The sequence below is a fragment of the Streptomyces sp. NPDC013157 genome (assembly GCF_042899865.1).
Taxonomy (GTDB): Bacteria; Actinomycetota; Actinomycetes; order Streptomycetales; family Streptomycetaceae; genus Streptomyces.
Window position 1 is genome coordinate 420,451 of record NZ_JBIBAK010000001.1, and the last position, 22,782, is coordinate 443,232.

19 protein-coding genes are annotated in these 22,782 nt (G+C 73.8%); 12 read left to right on the top strand and 7 right to left on the bottom strand.

Features of this window, described 5'->3' with window-relative positions:
• The first annotated feature begins 261 nt into the window (after window positions 1-261).
• Together ACFY6U_RS01935 and ACFY6U_RS01940 are read left to right on the top strand one after the other, a co-directional pair.
• Window positions 262-3,483, top strand: coding sequence for an FtsX-like permease family protein (locus tag ACFY6U_RS01935; RefSeq protein WP_390034587.1), 3,222 nt, complete (start codon window positions 262-264; stop codon window positions 3,481-3,483).
• Window positions 3,484-3,518: 35 nt separating this feature from the next.
• Entirely contained in the window at window positions 3,519-6,353 is a 2,835-nt protein-coding gene (locus tag ACFY6U_RS01940; RefSeq protein ID WP_390034588.1) for a hypothetical protein, read from the top strand.
• A 19-nt stretch (window positions 6,354-6,372) separates the two neighbouring features.
• Here the strand turns inward: ACFY6U_RS01940 and ACFY6U_RS01945 are convergent, their stop codons facing one another.
• The 3 genes from ACFY6U_RS01945 to ACFY6U_RS01955 form a co-directional block, all read right to left on the bottom strand.
• The gene (locus ACFY6U_RS01945; RefSeq protein WP_351488961.1) at window positions 6,373-7,341 is read right to left on the bottom strand and encodes an ABC transporter ATP-binding protein; all 969 of its coding nucleotides are present in this window, start codon (window positions 7,339-7,341) and stop codon (window positions 6,373-6,375) included.
• A gap of 226 nt (window positions 7,342-7,567) precedes the next feature.
• Window positions 7,568-8,299 (bottom strand): ABC transporter ATP-binding protein, encoded by a 732-nt coding sequence (locus ACFY6U_RS01950; RefSeq protein ID WP_390034589.1) that lies wholly within the window; start codon window positions 8,297-8,299, stop codon window positions 7,568-7,570.
• Between the two features lie 303 nt (window positions 8,300-8,602).
• A complete protein-coding gene (locus ACFY6U_RS01955) occupies window positions 8,603-10,105 on the bottom strand; it encodes an IucA/IucC family protein (RefSeq protein WP_390034590.1) in 1,503 nt (500 codons plus the stop codon).
• A gap of 93 nt (window positions 10,106-10,198) precedes the next feature.
• On the opposite strand from ACFY6U_RS01955, the gene ACFY6U_RS01960 reads away from it, so the two are divergent.
• The 3 genes from ACFY6U_RS01960 (at window position 10,199) to ACFY6U_RS01970 (ending at window position 13,934) form a co-directional block, all read left to right on the top strand.
• Window positions 10,199-11,755 carry an IucA/IucC family protein gene (locus ACFY6U_RS01960; protein WP_390034591.1) on the top strand — a complete coding sequence of 519 codons (1,557 nt, stop codon included), beginning with the start codon at window positions 10,199-10,201 and terminating at the stop codon, window positions 11,753-11,755.
• Window positions 11,756-11,829: 74 nt separating this feature from the next.
• The gene (locus ACFY6U_RS01965) at window positions 11,830-13,089 is read left to right on the top strand and encodes a VWA domain-containing protein (protein ID WP_390034592.1); all 1,260 of its coding nucleotides are present in this window, start codon (window positions 11,830-11,832) and stop codon (window positions 13,087-13,089) included.
• Complete coding sequence (locus ACFY6U_RS01970) at window positions 13,089-13,934, top strand: hypothetical protein (protein ID WP_390034593.1); 846 nt, start codon at window positions 13,089-13,091, stop codon at window positions 13,932-13,934. Before ACFY6U_RS01965 ends, ACFY6U_RS01970 begins: the two co-directional genes overlap by 1 nt.
• A gap of 53 nt (window positions 13,935-13,987) precedes the next feature.
• Here the strand turns inward: ACFY6U_RS01970 and ACFY6U_RS01975 are convergent, their stop codons facing one another.
• Entirely contained in the window at window positions 13,988-14,614 is a 627-nt protein-coding gene (locus tag ACFY6U_RS01975; protein WP_390034594.1) for a winged helix-turn-helix transcriptional regulator, read from the bottom strand.
• A gap of 81 nt (window positions 14,615-14,695) precedes the next feature.
• Between ACFY6U_RS01975 and ACFY6U_RS01980 the strand changes: the two genes are divergently transcribed.
• From ACFY6U_RS01980 to ACFY6U_RS02000, 5 genes are all read left to right on the top strand, one after another.
• On the top strand, window positions 14,696-15,904 hold the full coding sequence (locus ACFY6U_RS01980; protein WP_390034595.1) for a pyridoxal phosphate-dependent aminotransferase: 1,209 nt from the start codon (window positions 14,696-14,698) through the stop codon (window positions 15,902-15,904).
• 64 nt (window positions 15,905-15,968) lie between these two features.
• The gene (locus ACFY6U_RS01985) at window positions 15,969-16,499 is read left to right on the top strand and encodes a hypothetical protein (RefSeq protein ID WP_390034596.1); all 531 of its coding nucleotides are present in this window, start codon (window positions 15,969-15,971) and stop codon (window positions 16,497-16,499) included.
• A 3-nt stretch (window positions 16,500-16,502) separates the two neighbouring features.
• Window positions 16,503-17,102, top strand: a complete 600-nt coding sequence (locus ACFY6U_RS01990; RefSeq protein ID WP_390034597.1) for a histidine phosphatase family protein — start codon at window positions 16,503-16,505, stop codon at window positions 17,100-17,102.
• Window positions 17,103-17,191: 89 nt separating this feature from the next.
• A complete protein-coding gene (locus ACFY6U_RS01995; RefSeq protein ID WP_390034598.1) occupies window positions 17,192-17,845 on the top strand; it encodes a hypothetical protein in 654 nt (217 codons plus the stop codon).
• A 57-nt stretch (window positions 17,846-17,902) separates the two neighbouring features.
• Entirely contained in the window at window positions 17,903-18,325 is a 423-nt protein-coding gene (locus ACFY6U_RS02000; RefSeq protein ID WP_351488753.1) for an acyl-CoA thioesterase, read from the top strand.
• Between the two features lie 15 nt (window positions 18,326-18,340).
• Here the strand turns inward: ACFY6U_RS02000 and ACFY6U_RS02005 are convergent, their stop codons facing one another.
• Window positions 18,341-18,742, bottom strand: coding sequence for a helix-turn-helix domain-containing protein (locus ACFY6U_RS02005; protein WP_351488756.1), 402 nt, complete (start codon window positions 18,740-18,742; stop codon window positions 18,341-18,343).
• A 131-nt stretch (window positions 18,743-18,873) separates the two neighbouring features.
• Here ACFY6U_RS02005 and ACFY6U_RS02010 point away from each other — a divergent pair, with 131 nt between their 5' ends.
• Window positions 18,874-20,307 carry an MFS transporter gene (locus ACFY6U_RS02010; RefSeq protein WP_390035181.1) on the top strand — a complete coding sequence of 478 codons (1,434 nt, stop codon included), beginning with the start codon at window positions 18,874-18,876 and terminating at the stop codon, window positions 20,305-20,307.
• Between the two features lie 42 nt (window positions 20,308-20,349).
• Here ACFY6U_RS02010 and ACFY6U_RS02015 read toward each other — a convergent pair whose 3' ends face one another.
• Window positions 20,350-21,204, bottom strand: coding sequence for an NAD(P)H-binding protein (locus ACFY6U_RS02015; protein WP_390034599.1), 855 nt, complete (start codon window positions 21,202-21,204; stop codon window positions 20,350-20,352).
• Window positions 21,205-21,306: 102 nt separating this feature from the next.
• On the opposite strand from ACFY6U_RS02015, the gene ACFY6U_RS02020 reads away from it, so the two are divergent.
• The gene (locus tag ACFY6U_RS02020) at window positions 21,307-22,098 is read left to right on the top strand and encodes a helix-turn-helix domain-containing protein (RefSeq protein WP_390035182.1); all 792 of its coding nucleotides are present in this window, start codon (window positions 21,307-21,309) and stop codon (window positions 22,096-22,098) included.
• Between the two features lie 45 nt (window positions 22,099-22,143).
• Here ACFY6U_RS02020 and ACFY6U_RS02025 read toward each other — a convergent pair whose 3' ends face one another.
• Entirely contained in the window at window positions 22,144-22,764 is a 621-nt protein-coding gene (locus ACFY6U_RS02025) for a TMEM175 family protein (protein ID WP_390034600.1), read from the bottom strand.
• Window positions 22,765-22,782: the final 18 nt, after the last annotated feature.

Genomic DNA, 22,782 nt, shown 5'->3' on the forward strand with positions numbered 1-22,782 from the left:
CGCCGTCGGCGGATTCGCACAGGCGGTTCGCCGGTGCCCGTCCGGAAAAGATCAGTGATTCTTGTGTGGTTGAGGGATGCCTGGTAGGACTGTGACGCGCCGTCACCGTCACATGTTCGATTCTGCGGGGGTCATGTGGTCGCCACGGCCTTGACGTCTTCGCCACGGCGACGCCCGGATACTCCGCGCCAGGCCTGGCAGCGGCTTCCCGCCGTCGTCAGGAGAGCCAGGCAGCACGGGCTGGCGTCGGCCGCGGTCGCAGTGACCGTACTGCTGTGTGCGACGGCGCTGGCCGCGCTCGCGACGCTGGCCGGGAGTTCGGTGCAGGCCGGGGCCGTGCGGCGGCTGGCCGCCGACCCCGACGCGCAGGTGAGCGTCAACGCGTCCTTCCGGGCCGGGGGAATGGCCGCGGCCGACCGGGACGTACGGGCCGCCGCCGACCGGGTGTTCGCCGGGGTGCCGCAGCGGACCTATGTGGGGCTGCTGGGCATGTCGCCGGTCTCGGTAACAGGGATCGACGGGGTCACGGGCCCGCCGCGCGGTCCCGGCGGCAGCGGTCTGCACCCGGTCGCGGTGCAGGACGCGGGCCGGTTCGGGCGGTTGGTCGCCGGGCGGTGGCCCGTCGGCGCGGGCGACGCCCCGGCCGGCGCGTTCACCTCGCTGCCCGAGGTCCGGGTCGCCACCGGGTCCACCGCCCCGGTCGACACGGCGGTACCCGCCGCGCTGGCCAGGCGTCTGGGCGTCGCACCCGGTTCCCGCCTGCAGGTTCGGGACGCCTTCGGGCGCGCCATGACCCTACGGGTCACCGGGGTCTTCCGGGCGTCCGGTGCCGTCGGGTTCTGGCCCGCGATGGCCGGCGACCTGACCGAGGGGGAGACCGCCGACCAGGACCTGCTGGTGGTCCCGGCCTCGGCCCTCAACGGCAGCGCCGTCCTGAACGGGCAGCTGGCGGCCCACTGGAGTGTGCAGCCGGACTTCTCCCGTCTCGCCCCGGGCAGCCTCGCCGGGCTCCACGACCGGCTGCGCGCCTTCTCCGGCAGCCAGAGCCGCGTGTCGGTGTTCGGAGGGCGGCGGCCGTCGTTGAACGACCTGACCGTGGTCTCCGGTCTGCCGGGGGCGATCGACGACCTGTCAGTGCCGATGGTGGCGGCCCGGTCCTCGCTGTACCTGCCGAGCGTGATGCTCGCGTCCCTCGCCCTGGCCACCCTGGTGCTGGCCGCTCGTCAGTTGACGGTACGTCGGCGCAGCGAACTGGCTCTCCAACGGGCCAGGGGCGCAGGCACCCTGCGGTTGCTGCGCGGCGCGGCGGCCGAGTGGGCGCTCACCGGCGTCCCGGCCGCCGTCGCCGCGCCCTTCCTGGCCGGGCTGCTGCACCCCGGCACCCGGAGCACCGGCGCGTGGGCGGCGGTGGGTCTGACCCTGCTGGTGCACGCCGCGGCGGTGCTGCTGCCCGTGCTGCCGTCGGCGCGGTCGCGGCCGGCCCGCGGCGCGCGGGCCGGCGCCGCGCAGCGGCTGGGCGCCGACCTGGCGCTGCTGGCCGTCGCGGCCCTGGGATATCTGGAGTTGCGGCGGCACCACTCGCTGCTCGCCGGCCTGGGCACCGGCGGCGCGTCCGCCGACCCCGTGCTGGTCGTGGTACCGACCCTGGTGGCCGGCGCCGCCGCGCTCCTGCTGTTACGGCTGCTGCCGCTGACCTCCCTCCTGCTGGACATGTGCGCCCGGCGCAGCCGGGGCCTCGTCCTCGCGCTGGCCGGCTGGCAGTTGAGTCGGCGGGCCGCGCGCAACGCGGGACCGGTGATGCTGATGTGCCTGGCCGTGTCGGTGAGCGCCTTCGCCACCACCGCGCTGGCCTGCCTGGGCGGCCTGGCGTCCGAGGAGGCCGCGTTCACGGTCGGCGCAGACGTGCGGATCTCCCCCTCCGCAGACGACAGTTACCCCTCCTCCGTCCTGGGCACCGCCTATCGCGCCCTGCCGGCGGTGACCTCCGCGACACCAGTGACGCGGTCGACGGTGAACCTGCCCGGCGGAGCCACCGAAGAGCTGGTGGGCACGATCGGCGGGCCCGCTCCCCGCCCGCCGTCACCGGTCGTCCCCGGGATACGGCTCCCGGGGCGTCCGACCGCGCTGCTGGTGGACGAGCGGCTGAGCAGCGACGGCAGCCGCGCGGCCCCGGACCTTGGACTGACCGTGCAGGACGCGTTCGGCGTCGTCAGTACGGTGACGGCCCGGCTGCCCGCCGCCGACGGGGCCAGGCACACCGTCGTGGTCCCCCTCGACGTGGCGCTGAGCGGCGGCCACCCGCGGAGTTATCCGCTGACGGTGACCGCCGTCAGCGTCCTGCCGCAGCCGAATGTGCGCCCCGCGCGGCTGGACCTGGAACTGATCCGGGTGGGCGCGCGCGGCACCGCGGACACCTGGATCACCGGGCTGCCCGGGGGGCAGGTCTGGGCCGACGGCACGGACCACGCCGCCGACTCCACCGCGGGGGCATGCCGGGGAAATCCCACCGGCGCCTACGGTCCCGGCACCCCCGGGGTGTGCTCGGTCGATCGTGGTGGCCCCGAGGTCCTCCGCACCACCATCAGCACCGGCATCCGGGCCTCCCGGGCAAGCGAGGACGCGTTCGGCGTCCTGGCCGGCAGCGACTACGAGACCCGGCCGGGCAGCCGGCTGCGACTCGTCGCGGGCCCGGCCGGCGCGCCGGGGCCGCTGCCGGTGCGCGCCGACGCCTCGGCGCTGAGCGAGGTGCGCCTGGGCGTGGGCAGCACCGTCACGCTGAATCTGGGCGGCGCTGAGGTCACCGTCAAGATTGTGGGCCGAGTCGACTCGCTGCCCGGACTGGGCCGCGGACAGGGGCATCTGATCGCCGACCAGCGCCAACTCGCCACCGCGACGACGCGGACCGGTGCCGGCCAGGAGGATCCCGCGTTCTGGTGGCTCAGCAGCACCGACAGCGCTCGAACGGCCGCCGCCACCGAGGCGCAGCCCGCGCTGGGCCGCGTCACCACCACGGCGCGCACCGCCGCGTCCCTTCGGGCCGACCCGTTCCGCAGCGGACTGCGCCGGGTGCTGGAACTGGTCCGGTATCTGGCCCCCGGCTTCGCGGTCATCGCCTTCACCGTGCACGCGGTGGTCTCCACCCGGCAGCGCCGCAAGGAGTTCGCCCTACTGCGGGCGGTGGGCGTCCGGGCCAGAAGCCTGTCCGCGCTGCTGGGCGCCGAGCAACTCGGTCTGGCGCTGTTCGCGGTGGTCCCCGGGGCGCTGATGGGCATGGCCCTGGCATCGGCGGTGCTGCCGCTGGTCACCGTGGACGACAGCGGACAGACCCCCTATCCGCCGCTGCCGCTGGTCATCCCCTGGTGCACCGTGGCGCTCACCGCGGTGGCGACCGCCGTGGCCGTCAGCGCCGTCGTGCTGGCGCTCGCCCGGCTGCTGGCCCGGGTGGACCTGGTCCGTGTGCTGCGAGCGGGGGACGACCGTTGAGCCGGGCGGCCGGACACGACCGGAAAGGACGGACGGTGACGCGAACCGTGGGTACGGGCGCGGCGGTGACGCGGCGCCTGATACGCAAGGAGACCCTCGGCGACCTGCCGCTGCTGGCCTGCCTGGCGGTGTTGGTCCTGGTGCTGACGGCGCTGTGCGCCTGGGGCCCCGCCTTCGCGGGGGGCCAGGAGGACCGGGCACTGCGGCAGCGTGTCGACGCCACGCGGGCCCAGGCGCCCCCGATCAGCCTGAGCACCACACCTGAGGTCTTCGGCACCGAGCCGCCCGCCGTGGACATGGCCACCCTGCTCGGCGCCGGCCGCACCCTCATCGAGCGGCTCAGCGGTCCCGCCGCCCGGCATGTGACCATCACCGGCGGCGACTACGACTACAACCAGGCGTCCCTGATCTCACCGCAGCCGCCGGGGCCGGCCATCACCAGCACCGAGCTGACGGTCAGCCATCTGCCGTCCGCGCGGGCCCACCTGCACTACGTCAGCGGCCACGCGCCGGCCGACCACACGCCGCTGGGCACCGCGCCCCAGATCGGGTTGTCGCAGGCCACCGCGCAGGCGCTGGGCATCCGGGCCGGCAGCCGGCTGACCCTTGAGTTCGCCAAAACCCTCGGGGTGCAGAACGCACCGCCCCGCGCAGTGCTGCTGGTGAGCGGGATCTACCGCACCACGGCCGCCACCGACGGCTTCTGGTCGGGCCGGGAGACGCTGGACCAGCCGTCACGCTACCCGGCCGAGCACTCCGCCGGCACGGTGCTCGCCGTCCGCGGCCTCGTCGGCCTCGACGCCGCCGACCTGCTGGCCGGCCGCGGGGTGGGTGGCCCGCGGGTGACCTGGCAGCTGCGCGCCGATCTGTCCGGGGCGGCGCTCGACCGGGCCCGCACCCTGACCGGACCGCTGTCCCATTACAGCCAGGACCTCAGCGCCGCCCTGTGCCAGGGGACCGACCCGATCACCGGCGACCTCAGCTGCCTCGTCGAAGGCCAGGCCACCGGGCCCCTGTTGGTGACCGACTCCCTGACACCGCTGCTCGCCGCCTTCACCGCTCAGGACCAACAGGCCAGGGACCTGGCGATGTTCGCCGTCGACGCGCTGGCCGCGGTCGCGCTGGCCACCGTCACCGTCGCGGTACGGCTGCTGCTGCGCCGAAGGCAGGCCCACCTGCGGTTGCAGCGCGCGCGGGGCGCGTCCACCACGCGGCTGGTGCTGCTGCGCTGCACCGTGGCCTGGCCGGTGGTGGTGATCGCAGCACTGCTCGGCTGGGCGGCCGGAGGGGCGCTCGCCCCCACCGGCACGTCCGGAGCGCCGCAGCCGATGACCGCCGCGCTCGCCGCCTCGGTGGTGGCGCTGACGGTGCCGCTGATGACCTGGCTCGCGGTCCGCGAGCCGCGCAGACCCGGCCGGCTGCGGCACTCACGCCGGAACATCGCCCTCGGCCGGCGCGTGGTTCTGGAGCTGACGGTGCTGGTCACGACGGCGGCGGGTGTGATCGCGCTGCGCTCGCAGGGCCCCGACGGGATCCTGGGCGCGGTGCCGGTGCTGGTGGCGCTGACCGTCGTACTCGTCCTGCTGCGGTGCTACCCGCTCGTGCTGCGCCTGGTGCTGCGGCGGACCCGGCGCGGCCGGGGAGCGGTGGGCTTCGTCGGGGCCGCCCGGGCCGCCCACGACGCCCCGGCGACCGGGCTGGCCCTGTTCGTCCTGGTGCTGACCCTGGGAACGGCCGTGTTCGGCGGCCTCGTGCACCGTACGATCGACGACGGCCTGGCCGCGGGTGCGGCCTGGAGCACCGGCGCCGAGGCGAGCGCGACCGTGGCCGGAACCGTGACTTCCGCATCGGGTACCGGCACCACCGGGACACGGACCGCCCTCCAGCATCTGTACACCCTCGACCTGGCAGGGCAGGCCGACGGCGCGGTGATCTCGCCGGTCGCCGTGATCACCGTGAATCCCCGGCAACTGGCCGCCGTCGCCCCGAAGTCGCCCCTGGCCGGCGCGCTGCTGTCCCGGCTGGCGGCCCCGGCGGGAGCCCGGGCCGGCGCGAACGCCCCGCTGCCCTGCTTCCTCTCGCCCGGCCTGCGGGCGAGCGAGCGCACCGGCGGCTTCACCGCCACGGTCGTACCCGACGGGCAGCGGCCGGTGGACCTCGTCTTCAAGCCGGTCAGCACCCTCACCGCCGCGGAACTGCGCGACCCGCTCCTCGGGCCGGTCACCGCGCAGCTCACCGCCGGTACGCCGTTGCTGATCACCACCGCAGGAGCCGAGCATCTGCTGCCCCCGCAGCCCTCGGGAAGCACCGTCCTGCTCCTCAGGGGCGACAGCCCCGCCACCGCCGCACCCGCGGCACTGCGGTCGGCGGCGGCCAAGGCGCTCGGTCCTCTGGCCCGGATCCGCGTCCGCTCCGAGACGGTCAGTGCCCTGCGCTCGGACGGCCTGACGCGGGGACTCGCCACGATCTACACCACCGGCTCGATCCTGGCCGCCCTGTCGGGCCTGCTCGCGCTTCTCCTGGAACTGACCCTCACCTCCCACGAGCGCAGCCGAACCACCTCGTTCCTGCGCACGCTCGGACTCGGCGCAAGGGAAGCCGGGGCGCTGCACTTCCTGCAACTGCTGCCGCTGGCGGTCGCCTCGGCGGTGGGCGGCACCCTGCTGGGGCTGCTCGAACCGCGGCTCATGGCGCGGACACTGGACCTGCGGCAGTTCACCGGCGGTCCCGCCCAACCGGCGCTGCACACCGACTACTCGCTGACCGTCGCCCTCGTCGCCGGCGTGACCGCGCTGATCCTGGCCGCCGCGGTCACCGAGTCCGTCCTCGCCCGCCGCCGCGGCCTGGGAGCCGTACTGCGCCTCGCGTGACGGCTTGCCCTCGGCGTGCTCAGCGTTCGGGGCCGCCGCCCGCCGCGTCCTGCGCGTCGGACCTGGCCCGGCGCGCGGCCTCGTCGGGCCACACGCCGACGTGGTCGCTCTCCAGGACCAGCCGCACCCGCTTGCGCAGGTGCAGGCGCTCGGTGAACTCGCCCGGCAGCTGCAGCCGACCGCTGCCGTCCAGTACCGCGTACTCCTCGGCGGTGAGCACCTCGACGCCGTCCTCGTCGGTGGCGACCCGGCGCAGCACCTCGGTCGAGGTACGGCCGTCGCGGATCCCCACGGTGCGCTGCACCTGCTCGGACACCAGCGCGTCGTGGGTCACCACGATCACGGTGACACCCAGGTCCTCGTTGGCCCGGCGCAGCGCGGCGAAGACCTCGTCGCTGGTGGCGGTGTCGAGTTCGCCGGTGGGTTCGTCGGCGAGCAGCACCCGCGGCTCGTTGGCGTTGGCGACGGCGATGGCGACCCGCTGCTGCTCGCCGCCGGAGAGCGTGTCCGGGGTGCGGTCCCGGCAGTGGCCGACGGACAGCAGGTCGAGCAGTTCCTCCGCCCGGGCCCGGCGCCGGGAGCGCTTGATCCCGGTGTACGTCATCGGAAGCATCACGTTCTCGGCCGCGGAGAGGTAGGGCAGCAGATTGCGGGAGGTCTGCTGCCAGACGAAGCCCACCGTGCCGCGCCGGTAGCCGAGCCGCTCGCGGCGCTTCATCGCCAGGAGGTCGTGTCCGGCGACCTCGGCGGCGCCCGCGGTGGGCACGTCCTGGCCGGAAAGTATGCCCAGCAGCGTGGACTTGCCGGAGCCGGAGGCCCCGATCACCGCGATCATCTCGCCTTCGGCCACGGTCAGGTCGAGGCCCTGGAGGGCCTGTACCTCGACACCCTCGGTCCGGTAGATGCGCACTAGGTTCTCGCAGACGACCAGCCCCGCCTCGCGCCGCGGGGCGGCGGCCGCCGCGGCCCGCCGGCGCAGCTCGGCCAAGTCCGGTGCCCCGGTGGGCTGTTCGTGAACTGGCACACGGTCCCCCGAGGAGGTGAGGTCTGCGGGCAACGCTGTCAGGCAGTCGCCAGAGTAATGCGGAAGTGTGTGCGAGGGGCGGGATCCGGCAGGTCGGCGGCGGCACGCCGGTTCCGTCCCGGACGGTCGGGTGCCGGCGCCTCAAGGACCGCCCCGCCCGGGCTTTCGTCGCCGGTCCGCGGCGGTGCCGTCAGTCGTCCTCGACGATGCGGCCGTCCCGGAGTTCGAGCACGCGGTCGGCCAGCGCGAGGAGTTGGGTGTCGTGGGTGGCGACGAGGGCGGTGACGGATTCGCTGCGGACGACGGCGCGCAGCAGGTTCATCACGGTGAGCCCGGTGTCGGCGTCCAGCTGGCCGGTGGGTTCGTCGGCGATGATCAGGGCCGGACTGTTGGCAAGCGCCCGGGCGATCGCGACCCGCTGCTGCTGGCCGCCGGAGAGCTCGCCGGGACGCTGGTCGGCATGGTCGGAGAGGCCGACGAGCGAGAGCAGAAGACGGACGCGGGCCTCGCGCTCGCGGGCCGGGACCTTCCGCAGGCGCAACGGAACCCCGACGTTCTCGGCAGCGGTCAGGACCGGGATGAGGCCGAAGGACTGGAAGACGAAGCCGACTCGGTCGCGGCGCAGCGCCAGCAGGTCGTCGGCGCCGAGGCCGGCCAGGTCGGTGCCGTCCAGGATGATCCGGCCGCCGTCCGGAGTGTCGAGACCGCCGACCAGGTTGAGCACGGTGGTCTTGCCCGAGCCGGAACGGCCTCTGAGGGCGACGAGTTCGCCGCGCGGCACGTTGAAGGAGACACCGCGCAGGGCGTGGACGGCGGTGTCGCCGCTGCCGTAGGTGCGGCGCAGGTCCTCGACCACGACCATCCCGCCGGCCGCCGTCCCGACGTCCGCCACAGCGCCGTGACCGCCGGGCTGCTCGCGCATTCTTCCTCCCCGCCCCGCCCCGGCTCGACCGGGGCGCTACTGCATCCGCACCGTAGGGTATGCCGGACCGCCGCGGGAAGGTGGATCGCGGGCGTACCACCCGGCGCACCGGCCTCCCGGCCACCGCGGTGCGAGCGCGGCCGAGGGTGTTCGGGCGAGGGCACGCGAGGTCGCCGGAGGCGAGGTCCGCCGGCCGGCCTCTGCCGTGCCCGGCGGGAACACCTCGGGCACACCGTGCCGGCCCGCACGCCCCGGCTCCCGTGGCCGACGGCGGCCGAGCGGCACAGCCGGCGCCCCGCCGTCTCAGACCAGGGGATTCGGCAACGGCAGATAGCGCGCGTCGGCCCCGTCCGCGCCGGTCCAGCGCAGCAGGAGGTTGGTCTTGCCGGGCAGGGTCGGGGAGGCCAGCAGGCCGGTCACCTCCGGGAGCGGCTGCCGTGCCAGCTCCCGCCGCGCCGCCGGCCACGGGTCGAACCCGGGGTGCCGCTCGGCGAGCGCGGCGGCGACCTCGGTCAGGTGGTTGACGACGAGGCAGTACACGAGCCGCTCCCAGCCGGCGGCCCGGTCCACGTCGGCCAGCAGCTTGACCCCTTCGGCGTCCCGGTACAGCGCCTGCACCGGCATGCCGTCGGCGTCGACGGCGACCAGGGTGTTCTGCAGATGCGCTTCGAGGACGACGCCGTGCTCGGCGAAGGCGGTCAGGGCCGGGGGTACGACCGCCCGCAGATACGCCTCCCACCAGGCACCGGGGTCCGCCGCCGCGGCCAGCGGGTCGCCGTCGAAGCCCTCCACCAGGCCGGCGGCGAGCAGCGGGGTGGCTCCCGGCAGCAGCGGCCCGCGCAGCCCGTCCCGGACCAGTACGGCCAGCTCCTCGAAGGCGAAGCGGGCGGTGCGGTAGCCGCGGTCGCCGAGCCAGCCGGCGGGCCCGTCCATGGCCGTGAACGCTGCGGTCGCGGCCGCGTCCGTACGGCGCAGTCTGCGCAGGTCGTGCGCCCAGAGGCGGCGGATGTCGTTGGTGATCCGGACGTCCAGGCTGAACTTCAGGAAGAGGTCCCGCTCCGGCTCGTACACCGTGCGGATCGCGGCGGTCGGCCAGGTCGTGAAGCCGGTCTCGCCGAGACGCAGCAGCCGCCCGTCCGCGAAGGCGGGAGCGAGGTCGCGGGCGACCAGGTCGAGCTGCCAGGGGTGGGCGGGCAGCAGCCGGTAGCCCGGCGGTACGGCGGCCAGGGCGTCCAGCGCGGCCGTGTCGCCCTCCTCCACCACCTCGTCCTCCCGGACCGCGAGCAGCGCCAGCGGGAACCGGGCGTGCGCCTCGGGGGCGTACGGCAGCCAGGCGGTGACCGGGCCGCCGCCACGGGCCTTGGGGGCGGGGTGGTAGGGATGGCCGGTGATGAGGGACTGCTCCGAACGCAGATACGGGTCGTCGGGCGCCGTCGCCCGGGCGCGTGCCGTGAGCAGCGCGGCGACCGCGTCCCGGCTGTCGATCATCTCGGTCGGCAGGTCGCCGTTGGACAGCCCGGTGTGTCTGCGCAGTTCCTCGGCGACGAGTTTCACCAGTTCGGGGTGGCCGACGCGGTGCCAGGTGCCGTCCGCGTACACCTCGGGAGCGGTCGGCCGGCGTCCGCCGCGCACCCGCAGCAGCCGTCCGCCGCCGGGCAGCCGGTAGACCCGTGACGGCCCTTCCCCGGTGTCCGGGAGCGGCTGGGCCACCTCCCGCAGCAGGCAGTTGAGCAGGGGCGCGGCAGCGTACGCGTCGGCGCGTTCGCCGACCGCGTCGCTGAGGGGGATGAGGTCCACGCGTTCCATTCGTTCGCTACGTCCACACAGTCCGATCCTGATCAGTATGTCGCTCACCACCGGTCATCATGACCGTCGTACCCCTCTCCGAGGAGCCCTCCCGTGCATCGTCCCTCCCCCATCGAGACCCGGCTCGCCGCGGAGCTGGCCGAGGCCCGGCCGGACCTCGTCGACCGGTACGCGGCCGAGCTGCCCGGTGCGCGGGCGGCGGTGCTGACCCGGCTGTGGCGGGCGCTGGCGCACGAGCCGCTGCCGTGGGTGGCGCGCCGGGTGCGCGGGGCGCACAGCCTCGCCCTGTGGCTGGCCGACGGGCGGGCGCTGCACGGGCCGCGGGCGGATCCGTACGCCACGGACGCGTACGTGACCGCCGTGCGTCTGGACGGGGAGGTGTACGACGATCCGGCGCGGTTGACGACGGACCTGGGGTGGCCGCACTCGGCCGGTTTCGCCGCCGAACTCGGGCACAGCGTCGCGTCGTTGGCGCTCTCGCGAGCGAACCGGGAGTTCTCCGCGAAGGGCCCGGAGGAGAGGGACCCCGAGGAGTGGCCGGTGGGGGTCTCTCCGGCCGAAGCCTGGGGGAGCGACTGGCAGTGGGAGCAGCGGGTCGTCGACGGGCATCCCTTCCACCCCAACTGCCGTTCCCGGCCCGGTTTCTCGGCGGCGGAGCAGCTCGCCTACGGGCCGGAGCACCGGCCGGTCGTACGGCTGGAGACGGTCCCGGTCGCGGCCGGGGACTGCCTGCTGACCGGCGACTGGCCGGACGAACTCCGGGACGGTGGCCGTCTGCTGGTTCCCGTGCACCCCTGGCAGCACACCCATGTCCTCAAGGGCGGCTCCGCCGGGCCGTGGCGGGACGCGCACCCGCTGATGTCCCTGCGCACGCTCGCCCTTGCCGACGACACCCATGTGAAGACCGCCCTCAGTGCCCGGCTGACCTCGTCCGTGCGGGACATCTCGGCGTACTCGGTCGGCGCGGCGGTGACGTTGTCGTCGTTCGCCACGGACCTGGCGGACCGCACGGACGGGCTCCTGCACATCACCCGCACGCTGGGCGCGGTGACCGCCGGCTCCCCCGACCTGGCGGCGCTGTTGCGCGAGTCGCCGCAGGCGTACGCGGCACCGGGCGAGCGCGTCCTCCCGGTGGCGGCCCTGGCCACCACGACGCTCCCCGAATCGCCGTCGTGGCTGGCCGGGTTCACCCGGCTCGCGCTGACGGTGGGTCTGCGGCTGCTGGATCTGGGCGTGGCCCTGGAGGCGCACGGCCAGAACCTCCTGGTCGTGCTCTCCGGGACCGGCGCCCCGCTCCGCCTGGTCTACCGCGACCTGGCCGACATCCGTCTCAGTCCCGCCCGCCTCCGCCGGCACGGCATCACCCCGCCCGACCTGACGGGCCGCCTGGTCACGGACGACGAGACGACCCTGCGCCGCAAGCTGTTCGGCTCCCTGGTCGCGGGCGCCCTCGCGGGCACGGCGGGTTCGGGACCGGTCCTGGCGACGGCCCTGGAGGCGGCCGTACGGCACCTGCCCGCCACCCCCGACCTGACGGCACTCCTCGAAGGCCCGCTGCCCACCAAGGCGTTGACTCTGATGCGGCTCTCCCCGGAGGTGCCCGGCGACCAGTGGACGGCCCTGCCGAACCCGCTCGCCGCCCTGCGTTGACCTGCCGGTCACTCTTGTTCACCGGTCCGGACCTCGTTTTGGAGCCCGGCGCCTTTGATCAATAGGATCCGCCGATGATCAGAACACATCGGCCGGCGGCAGGAGTCTGTGCTCTGCTCGCCGCCCTGGCGGCCGGGATCGCGTTCCCCGGCCATGCGGTCGCCGACGAGACCGAACAGGCCGCTCCCAAGGTGGAGCTCGTGCTGGACGTCAGCGGTTCCATGCGGACGGCGGACATCGACGGCGGGACGCGCATGGCCGCGGCCAAGCAGGCGTTCAACGAGGTGCTGGACGCGACGCCCGAGGGGGTCCAGCTCGGCATCCGCACGCTGGGCGCCAACTACCGCGGCAACGACCGCAAGGAGGGCTGCAAGGACACCGCGCAGCTGTACCCGGTCGGCACGCTCGACCGCACCGAGGCGAAGACCGCCGTCGCCACGCTCTCGCCGACCGGCTGGACCCCGATCGGCCCCGCGCTGCTCAAGGCGGCCGACGACCTCCAGGGCGGTGACGGGACCCGCCGTATCGTCCTGATCAGCGACGGCGAGGACACCTGCCAGCCGCTGGACCCGTGCGAGGTGGCCCGCTCGATCGCCGCCAAGGGCGTCGGGCTGACCATCGACACGCTCGGCCTGGTGCCGGACGCCAAGACCCGCGACCAGCTCAGCTGCATCGCGGACGCGACCGGCGGCACGTACACCTCCGTCCAGCACAAGGAGGAACTGACCGACCGGGTCGGCCAGTTGGTGGACCGGGCGGCGGACCCCGTGGTCACGCCGGTGGCGACCGAGGGGACGGACCAGTGCTCGTCCGCGCCCGCGCTGAAGTCGGGGCTGTACACCGACCGTGAGGAGTTCGGGCAGCAGCGCTGGTACAAGGTCGACGTCAACCCGGGCCAGGAGCTGCGCGCTTCGGTGAGCGTCGCGGCCGACCGGGCCGTCAACGCCGACTACGGTGTGCTGCTGCGCGCGGTGACCGTGCACGGGCGGGAGATAGTGCGCGGCGAGGCGTCGGGCCTCGGGCGAACGGACGTCATCTCGACCGGGCTGCGGTACCCGAAGGCCGAGAGCGACGACGACACCACGCCGGAGACCGTCTGTCTCCAGGTGACCAACTCCTTCTCGGCCGCGTCCGGGGTGAAGACCAGCCCCGGCCTGCCGGTCGAGCTGACGGTCGACGTGGTGGACGGGCCGTCGAAGGCGAGCGATGTCGCCTCCTTCGGTCTCGGCCGCGGCTGGTGGCTGCTCGGCGCGCTGGTGCTGACCGGCTTCCTCGCGGGTCTGGTGTGGGGCTGGGTGTCGCGCTGGCGGGTCGCGGTCTGGAGGACCAACTGATGTCGATCACACGTGTGTTGAGCGCCGCCATGCTGGCGGTGGGCCTGGCGGCCGGTCCGGCGGTGGCGGATTCCTCCCCCTCCCCCAGCGCCTCGGAGGACAGCGGCGCGCCCACCCAGGCGGGCACGTCCTTCCGTACGGCGGCCGAGATCGACCAGGGGCAGCGGGCGACGGCCAGCGGGTCCACCGGCGACTACCTGTACTGGTCGTTCCCGGCCGACGCCGGCCAGCGCCCGGACGTCAAGGCGACGGTGAAGCTGCCCGACGCGCACGCGGGGCAGACCTGGCAGCTCGACGTGTACGACGGTCTGCGGCGCCGGCAGGCCTGCCAGTACGGCGCGCAGACCCGCACGGCCGCGCAGGGCGCCACGTCGGTGGAGCTGGCCTGCGTGATGCGTACCGTGCGCGCCTGGTCGGAGCCGTGGGCCGACGATCCGCTGCCCGGCACGTACTACATCCGGCTGACCGTGGTGGACCTGACCTCGGCCGACCTCGGTCAGCCGGTGAGCGCCGAGGTGAAGGTGGACTCCAAGGACATCGGCGGCTCGGCGGCGGTGGACGGTTCGCTGGCCGAGCCGCTGGTACCGGGGATCGCGGTCAAGGCCGAGTCGGCCGCCGACGGTTCCTCGTCCGACGACGGTTCCTCGTCCGACGACGGTTCTTCGACCTCTAAGTCGGCGGTCCTGTCCAGCATCGAGCCCGACGGCGGCTGGTCCTCCGGCTGGTGGAGCGACCGCTGGGTGTGGACCGGGATCGGCGGCGTGCTGGCCGCGCTGGCGGGGATCGGCGGATATGCGCTGACGCGGGGGTCGGGCCGGCCGTCGCGGGTACCGCCGGGCGCGTGATCCTGTACAGAACCTGGTGACTGGGCCCCGTTCGCGGCGGCCCAGTCGTCGTTTCAGGCCTCCCGCAGCTCCTTGGCCAGCGCCCCGTCCCCCGTCACCGTGATCCGCCCGCCCCGCACCGCCTCCGCCAGCCCCAACTCGCCCCGGGCCAGAGCCGTACCCGTCCCGGCGTCGAGTACGAGCCGGGCGTCGGGCTCGGCCGGAGCCGGGCCGTCGCCGTACACCGGTCCCTCCTCCGCCCCGACGTACAGGTGGAAGTCCCCCTCCCCCAGACGGACTTCGACAAGCCCCTCGCCCGTCAGGGCCCGCAGCAGCGGCAGCGCGAACCAGTGGGCGCGCACCGCGTCGGTCGGCCGGCGCTCCCCCAGTTCGGACTCGCCCCACTTGCCCAGAGCCTGGAGTACCGGCAGCAACTCCCGCCCGCGGGGCGTGAGTTCGTAGACGTACGCCGCACCCGGCGGGGGCAGCCGCCGCCGGGTGGTGAGCCCGTCCCGCTCCATGTCCTTCAGCCGGGAGGCGAGGACGTCCGTGCTGACCCCCGGCAGATCCGCGTGCAGGTCCGTGTAGCGGCGGGGACCGGCGAACAGCTCCCGGACGATCAGCAGGGTCCAGCGGTCGCCGACGACGTCGAGGGCGCGGGCCGCGGAACAGTACTGGTCGTAGCTTCGGCGAGGTGACATGCGACGCAGTCTAGACAAGATGTTGGACTTTCCAAGCTCCTACTTGGTAAAACCAAGCAACACGAGTTTCCGGAGGGGCGCATGGAGTTCCGGCAGTCCAACAAGCTCAGCGAGGTCTGTTACGAGATCCGCGGACCGGTGATCGAGCACGCCAACGCGCTGGAGGAGGCGGGCCACAGCGTGCTGCGCCTGAACACCGGCAATCCGGCACTCTTCGGCTTCGAAGCCCCTGAGGAGATCCTCCAGGACATGATCCGGATGCTCCCGCAGGCACACGGCTACACCGACTCGCGCGGCATCCTCTCCGCCCGCCGTGCGGTGGCCGGGCGCTACCAGACGCTGGGCCTGGAGGTGGGCGTCGACGACGTGTTCCTCGGCAACGGCGTCTCGGAGCTGGTCTCCATGGCCGTACAGGCGCTGGTCGAGGACGGCGACGAGATCCTCATCCCCGCCCCCGACTTCCCGCTCTGGACCGCGGTGACCACCCTCGCCGGCGGCAAGGCGGTGCACTACCTCTGCGACGAACAGGCCGACTGGTACCCGGACCTGGCCGACATGGAGTCGAAGATCACGGACCGCACCAAGGCCGTGGTCATCATCAACCCGAACAACCCGACCGGCGCGGTGTACCCCAAGGAGATCCTGGAGGGCATCCTCGACCTGGCCCGCCGGCACGGCCTGATGGTCTTCGCGGACGAGATCTACGACCAGATCCTGTACGACGACGCCGTCCACCACTCCACCGCGGCCCTCGCCCCCGACCTGGTGGTCCTCACCTTCTGCGGCCTGTCCAAGACGTACCGGGTGGCCGGCTTCCGCTCGGGCTGGCTGGTCGTCACCGGCCCGAAGCAGCACGCCAAGGACTACCTGGAGGGCCTCACCATGCTGGCCTCCATGCGGCTGTGCGCCAACGCCCCCGCCCAGTACGCGATCCAGGCCGCGCTCGGCGGCCGCCAGTCGATCCGGGAACTCGTCACCCCCGGCGGCAGGCTGCACGAGCAGCGCAACGTGGCCTGGGAGAAGCTCAACGAGATCCCCGGCGTCTCGTGCGTCAAGCCGAAGGGCGCCCTCTACGCCTTCGCCCGCATCGACCCCAAGGTCCACCCGATCCACGACGACGAGAGGTTCGTCCTGGACCTGCTGCTCCAGGAGAAGATCCAGGTCGTCCAGGGCACCGGCTTCAACTGGCCCGCCACCGACCACTTCCGCATCCTCACCCTCCCCCACGCGGAGACCCTGGAGACGGCGATCGGCCGGATCGGGCGGTTCCTGAGCGGCTATCGGCAGTAGTCGTGCCGTGGTCATGCGGTAGTCATGCGGTAGTCATCGGGGGCCGTCCGGGTATGCCGTTCCCATGACCCAGCGGCCTCTGCTCCTCCTCGACGTCGACGGCCCACTGAACCCCTTCCGGGCCCGGTTCCTGCGGCACCGCGGGTACGTGACCCGCAGGCTGCACCCCGCCGGCTGGTCCGCCCGCCAGCGGCCGGACTCCCGCAGGCTGCGCCGGGGGCTGCGGGTGCGGCTGCATCCGGGACACGGGGCCCGGCTGCTCGCGCTGCCGTACGAACTGGCCTGGGCCACCACCTGGACGCACCAGGCCAACGAGATGATCGGCCCGGTCGTCGGGCTGCCCGAACTGCCCGTCATCGAGTGGCCGGAGCTGTTCGCGAAGGATCCGGACGGCCTGTACTGGAAGACGCGGACCGTCGTGGCGTGGGCGGCCGGACGGCCGTTCGTGTGGGTCGACGACATGGTCACCGAACTCGACGTCCGCCATGTCGCCGAGCACCACGAAGGGCCCGCACTGCTCCTTCCGGTGGATGCGCGGCACGGCCTGCGGGCGCGTGACTTCACCGAACTGGAGCGCTGGGCTCTTAGCCTCTGACGTATGGCTGATGTCTTCCTCGTCCGGCACGGTGAGACCGAGTGGTCGCGGTCCGGACGGCATACCGGGTGGACCGACGTGCCGCTCACCGAGCACGGCAGGGACGAGGCGCGCCGGCTGGTGCCGCTGATCCGCTCGCACCGCATCGGTGCCGCGTTCGTCAGCCCGCTCCAGCGGGCCCGCGAGACCGCCGAGCTGATCGGGGTGCCCGACGCACGGGTCGACACCGACCTGCGGGAGTGGGACTACGGCGGCTACGAGGGCGTCACCACCGTGGAGATCCAGCGCACCCGGCCCGGCTGGTTCCTGTTCACGGACGGGGTCGCGCCCGGCCCGCCGGACCACCCCGGGGAGAGCCCGGAGCAGGTCGGGGAGCGGGCCGACCGCATGCTCTCCAAGGTCGAGGCGGCCCTCGCCAACACGGAGGGGGTCGTGCTGCTGGTCGCCCACGGTCACTTCCTGCGCGTCCTGACCGCCCGCCGACTCGGCCTGGCGCCGTCCGCCGGGGCCCTGTTCCAGCTGGCGACCGGGACGCTGTGCCGACTGGGCACGGAGCACGACCGGCCGGTGATCGCGGGCTGGAACATCCGGCCCAGCGGGTAGCGGGACCGCGTTGTCAGTGCCTGGTCGTAGTCTTCGAATGGACCGCTCACCAGGCGGTTCCGGACCGCGGACCACCGGGGAGGAGCATCGTGACCCGACCGCCCACCGCCGCGCAGTGGCGGGTCATCGACGCCGCCGACCCGGTCACCGGGCGGCTGCGGGGTACCGAGGCGCAGCTGGCGGCACTGGTGAGGCGCGGGCTCGCCTTCCGGCACCCGCGCCCGCCGCACGACCACTTCCTGACGCCGGCCGGGCACCGGATACGGGAGGCTCCGGAGGCCCTGACCGCGACGGAACCCCGGGCCGCGACGGAGTCCCGGGCCGCGCAGGAACCCGAGCCGGCCGGGGGGTTCGCCGCACGCGTCGGCGGGGAGGAGTCGGCCGACGCAGGACCCGCCCGGGCGCGTGAGGTGCACAGCGCCTGGCAGGGGCTGCTCGAACTGCGCCGGATGACCAATCCCGACGGCGCCACCGACCGGCCGTGCGGCTGGGAGCGTGCGCATCTGGCGCGGGCCGCCGCGCTCGCCCTGGAGGCGGCCGGGCAGCCGCCCGAGGGGCCGGGCACCCCCGGCTACCGGGTGCGGGCGACCCCGCAGCCGGAGGCGGTCGCGGTGTACGCGCCGGAGGGCGAGCCCTTGCGGGCGTGCGCCGCATCCCTGGAGCGGGCGGGCTGGCAGACCGGCGAGTACACGGAGCCCCGTACCAGAACGCGCTATCTGCTGGCATCGCCGCGCCGGGTGTGACGGGCGTGTCAGGATGCCGACAGAGGATCAGTGCGTCGTACACGAGAAGGGGAAGTCGTGAGCGAACCGTATTCCGTCCGGGTGACCGTCCGTGGCTACGAGACCGATGTGCAGGGCCATCTGAACCAGGCGGTGTACATCAACTACGCCGAGCACGCCCGCTGGTCGCTGCTCCAGGCGGCCGGGGTCACGCAGGCCGAGCTGATCGGGCGGGGCGTGGGCCCGGTGGGACTGGAGACGACCATCCGTTACAGGCGGGAGCTGCTCGCCGGTGACGAGGTCGACGTGACCTGCGCGTTCGAGTGGGGCGGTGGCAAGACGTTCCGGATACTCCAGAAGATCACCAAGGCGGACGGCACGCTGGCCGCCGAGGTCGACGCGGTCGGCGGGCTGCTGGACCTGAAGGCCCGGAAGCTGGTCGCCGATCCGCGCGAGGTCTTCAAGGAACTCGCCTCGGACCCTGCGCTGTTCGGGTTATGACGCGGTCCGCGCCGTCTACACGTCGAGCAGTTCCGGCTGGTGCTCGGCGTCGTAGACCGCCCGGGCCTGTGCGATGTAGTGGCGGTTGCGCTCGGCCCAGTCGGTCAGCCGCTGCAAGGTCTCGTGCAACTCCATCGCCACCGGGGTGAGTTCGTACTCCACGCGCGGAGGCACCGTCGGGTACACGGTGCGGGTCACCAGGCCGTCGCGCTCCAGGTTGCGCAGGGTGAGGGTCAGCATCCGGCGACTGATGCCCTCGATGCCGCGCTCCAGTTCCGTGAAGCGGATGGGCCCGTGCGAGGCCGCCACCAGGATCTGCACGCTCCATTTGCCGGCCACCCTGTCAAGAACCTCGCGGACGGGGCAGGCGTGCGCGTTCACGACCTGGCTGGTAACACCGGTGTTCCTCTGGGACATCGAACTGCCTCCTTACGCCGTCCTCTCATGGTCACTCACCATGAACCCCGTTACAAGTCGTGCCCCTTGCGCACGATCGGTTCCTGTTGATGTCCCTGACGAGCTACGGCGACTGCGGAGGCCAGAAGACCATGTCGACCACGACCGGCACACCGGCCGCACCGGTGACTCTCTCCCGAACATACCCGCGTCGGGCATCCCTCGCCGTCCTGTGCGCGGGCGCGCTGATGACGATCCTGGACGGCACCATCGTCACCGTGGCGATGCCGGCCGTCCAACGCGACCTGGGCTTCAGCGGTCCGGGGCTGGCCTGGGTGGTGAACGCCTATCTGATCCCGTTCGGCGGACTGCTCCTGCTGTTCGGCCGTCTGGGTGATCTGGTGGGCCGGAAACGGATGTTCACGGCCGGGCTCGCCGTGTTCACCGCGGCCTCCGTGGGGTGCGGGCTGGCGACGAGTCAGGGCGCGCTGATCGCGGCGCGTGCGGTGCAGGGCGCGGGCGGCGCGATGACCTCGGCCGTCGTGCTCGGCATGCTGGTGTCGCTCTTCCCCGAGCCGCGCGAACAGGCCCGTGCCATCGCGGTGTTCAGCGCGGTGGGGTCGGTGGGCGCCACCCTGGGCACCTTCCTCGGCGGAGCGCTGACGCAGGCGCTGAGCTGGCACTGGATCTTCCTGATCAATCTGCCGATCGGGGTGGCGGCCTGGCTGGCCGCGGTACGGATCCTGGCCCGCGAGCCCGGCGCGGGGCTCCGCGGGGACGCCGACGGTCCGGGGGCGGCCCTGGTCACCGGCTCGCTGATGCTCACCGTCTACGTCATCGTCGGCTCCGGCGACCGGGGTCCGGCCGCCACCGTGCTCCTGGCCGCGCTCGCCCTCGCCCTCCTCGTGGCGTTCACCGTCCGCCAGGCCCGGGCCGAGCACCCGCTGCTGCGGCTGCGGCTACTGCGCTCCCGGGCGCTGAGCGGCGCGAACGGCGTACAGATCCTGATGATCGCGACGATGTACGGCTTCCAGTTCCTCGGCGCGCTGTACCTGCAACGCGTGCTGGGCTACGGCGAGTTGCACACCGGTCTCGCCTTCCTGCCGGCACCGCTCGCGATCGGCGCCCTGATGCTGGGGCTGTCGGCGCGCATGACCGGCCGCTTCGGCGCGTACCGCGTGCTCCTCGCCGGGCTGGTCCTCATCACCGTCGGGATGGCCCTGCTGAGCCGGGCGCCCGCCGACGGGTCGTACGCGGCCGACGTGCTGCCCCCGATGCTGCTCATGGCGGCCGGCTTCGCCGCGGCGATGCCCCCGCTCACCGGCCTCGCCATGGCCGGCGTCCGCGAGGAGGACGCGGGACTGGCCTCCGGGCTCTTCAACACCACGCAGGTGGTGGGCGGTTCGCTGGGCCTGGCCGCCCTGTCCACCCTCGCGGCGAGCCGTACCGACGGCCTGCTGCACGCCGGCGCGGAGCTGGTGCCGGCCACGGCGGAGGGCTATCGGCTGGCGTTCCGGGTGGCCGCGGTGATCGCGGCGGGGGCCCTGTCGCTGGCGGCGGTCACGCTGCGGCCCCGGCGCGGCTGAACGGGACAGGGCCGGCGCGCCCGGGTCGGGCGGGGCCGGTTCTCAGGATTCGGTGAACGCCCCCCTGTGGTCCTCGGCCCACTCCCGGTACGTCCGGGCCGGCCGCCCGAGCACCTCCCGGGCGTCCTCGGTGACCACCGCGTTCCCGCCGGAGCGGACGAACGCGAGGCCGGTCAGGACGCCGTCCGCCTGAGCCCCCTCCATGCCCCAGGCCGTGCGGAGGAAGTCGCGGGTCTCCTCCGGGGACAGGTCCCGGGTCGGTACCGGGCGGCCCAGGACCTCGGCGAGCACGGCGGCCTGACCGAGGACGGTGATCGCCTCGGGTCCGGTCAGGGTGTACGTCCGCGCCGCGTGCCCGGCGTCCAGCAGGGCCCGTACCGCCACCTCGGCGATGTCGCGCGGGTCGATCACGCCCGAGGCGCCGTCCCCGGTCATGTTGGGCACCGGCTCGCCCGCACGCAGGGCCTCGAGCCAGGTCAGCGTGTTGGAGGCGAACGACGACGGCCGCAGTACCGTCCAGGCGAGCCCGCTGTCCCGCACGGCCCGCTCACCGGCCACGTGCCACTGCGAGGAGGGGCCGGAGCCGGCGTCACCGGTGGCGATGGCGGAGAGCTTCACCACCCGCTGCACGCCGGCGGCCCGGGCCGCGGCGACCAGCGCCGCGTCCTGTCCCTCGTCGGGGCCGGGCGGCCGGAGCAGGAACGCGGCCGTCGCACCGGCCGAAGCGGCCTCCAGGGACGCGGGGTCCGTGTAGTCGCCGCGCACCACCTCCACCCCGGCGGGCACCCGCGCCTTCGCCGGGTCGCGGGTGAGCGCGCGCACCTTCGCGCCGTGCTCGGCCAGCTGTCGTACGACGTCACTTCCGATGGTGCCCGTGGCACCCGTCACCAGAATCATGCGGTCCACGGTGGGCCGGCCGGGGCGCCCTTCTCTTGGAAATTCCGGCACGGCCGGGCCGCCCGGACGGCGGCGCGGGCCGCTTACGGTGGAGGGGTGCCGATGACCATCGCCGAGCCGCTCGCGCCCATCCCCGACGTGCTGCGCCCCTGGGTCGCCGGGGTGCGGACCATGTCCTTCGCCGAGCCCCCCGCGGGTACGTTCGTCCAGCTGCCGGACGCGCTGACCAAAGTGGTGCTGCGGGTGACGGCGGACGGACAGCGTGACGTCCTGGCGGTCGGGCCGCGGGTGCGGGCCGCCTACCACGAAGGGAAGCCGCACATCTCGTGCGTGGAACTGGTCCTCGCACCGGGTGCCGTCCGGCCCCTGCTGGGTGTGCCGGCCGCAGGGCTGGTCGGCCGGGTGGTGCCGGTCGACGGGCTGCCGGGCGGGACGGCACGCCGGTTCGCGCGTGAGGTGCGGTGGCTGGACCCGCTGGAGGCGCTGCCGCGGATCGCCGAGGTGCTGCCCGGACTGCTGTCGGAGCGGACGGATCCGGGCCGGACGGCGTTGCTGCGGGCGGGCGTGGACGCACTGTCCGTGCGGCTGGACCGGGCACCCGCGCAGGTACGCGACGTGGCCCGCGAACTGGCGGTCAGCGAGCGCCAGTTGCGGAACCTGTTCACCGAGGGCGTCGGTGTCTCCCCGAAGCACTACGCCCGTATCGACCGCGTCCGCACGGTCGCCGCCCGGGCGGGCAGCGTCGGCTGGTCCGAACTGGCGGCCGCCACCGGCTACTTCGACCAGTCGCACATGACGGCCGACTTCCGCGCCCTGATGGGCGTCCCGCCCCGCTGGTACGTGACCGAACGGCTCCCCGCGCCCAGTCCCTGCCAGGCGATCCGGCGCGGCTGAAGCCGGGGCCCCGGCCCGTCGAGCAGGCGTGGCCGCCCGCGACGCTCACGGCGTGTCCGGGTCCGGGCGGGTCGGGACCGGTACCTGGTTGAAGCCGTAGTAGAGGGCCAGCAGGCCGTGTGCGGCCAACGTGAGCGGGGCCGAGACGAAGGCCAGGCCGACGGTGACCGGGTAGCCGAGTGAGCCGAGCGCGAAGCGGGCACGGGTGGCACGCGCGGCCTCGACGTCCACGCGGGCGTCGAAGAGATGGCCGGTCCGGGTGAGATGCCACCACAGGGCCTGGAAGGCGGCCGCCATCAGGACCATCACCAGGCTGTAGACGGCCGCCGCCGCGTGCGAGGACGCGTCCTCCCGCAGGTACTCGGCGAGCATCGCCGTCGGCCAGGGCACCGCGGACACCACCATCAGCACCAGCAGGTTCAGGAACATCAGCTTCCGGTCGACCCTGGCGACATAGCTGAACAGCTGATGGTGGTTGACCCACATGATCCCGACGACCAGGAAGCTCACCACGTAGGCCGCGTAGGACGGCCACTGGGCGCCCAGCGCCTGCCAGAGGCTGCCGCCCTCGGCGGTCTTCGGCACCTTGATGTCCAGGACGAGCAGGGTGACGGCGATGGCGAAGACCCCGTCGCTGAAGGCCTCCACACGGCCCGACTCGTTCATGACGCACTCCCCCGTCGG

Coding starts and splice junctions, on each gene's coding strand:
- ACFY6U_RS01950 (WP_390034589.1), bottom strand. CDS start 8,299: ATGCGCGAGCAGCCCGGCGGTCACGGCGCTGTGGCGGACGTCGGGACG.
- ACFY6U_RS01955 (WP_390034590.1), bottom strand. CDS start 10,105: ATGGAACGCGTGGACCTCATCCCCCTCAGCGACGCGGTCGGCGAACGC.
- ACFY6U_RS01965 (WP_390034592.1), top strand. CDS start 11,830: ATGATCAGAACACATCGGCCGGCGGCAGGAGTCTGTGCTCTGCTCGCC.
- ACFY6U_RS01970 (WP_390034593.1), top strand. CDS start 13,089: ATGTCGATCACACGTGTGTTGAGCGCCGCCATGCTGGCGGTGGGCCTG.
- ACFY6U_RS01975 (WP_390034594.1), bottom strand. CDS start 14,614: ATGTCACCTCGCCGAAGCTACGACCAGTACTGTTCCGCGGCCCGCGCC.
- ACFY6U_RS01980 (WP_390034595.1), top strand. CDS start 14,696: ATGGAGTTCCGGCAGTCCAACAAGCTCAGCGAGGTCTGTTACGAGATC.
- ACFY6U_RS01985 (WP_390034596.1), top strand. CDS start 15,969: ATGACCCAGCGGCCTCTGCTCCTCCTCGACGTCGACGGCCCACTGAAC.
- ACFY6U_RS01990 (WP_390034597.1), top strand. CDS start 16,503: ATGGCTGATGTCTTCCTCGTCCGGCACGGTGAGACCGAGTGGTCGCGG.
- ACFY6U_RS02005 (WP_351488756.1), bottom strand. CDS start 18,742: ATGTCCCAGAGGAACACCGGTGTTACCAGCCAGGTCGTGAACGCGCAC.
- ACFY6U_RS02010 (WP_390035181.1), top strand. CDS start 18,874: ATGTCGACCACGACCGGCACACCGGCCGCACCGGTGACTCTCTCCCGA.
- ACFY6U_RS02015 (WP_390034599.1), bottom strand. CDS start 21,204: ATGATTCTGGTGACGGGTGCCACGGGCACCATCGGAAGTGACGTCGTA.
- ACFY6U_RS02020 (WP_390035182.1), top strand. CDS start 21,307: ATGACCATCGCCGAGCCGCTCGCGCCCATCCCCGACGTGCTGCGCCCC.
- ACFY6U_RS02025 (WP_390034600.1), bottom strand. CDS start 22,764: ATGAACGAGTCGGGCCGTGTGGAGGCCTTCAGCGACGGGGTCTTCGCC.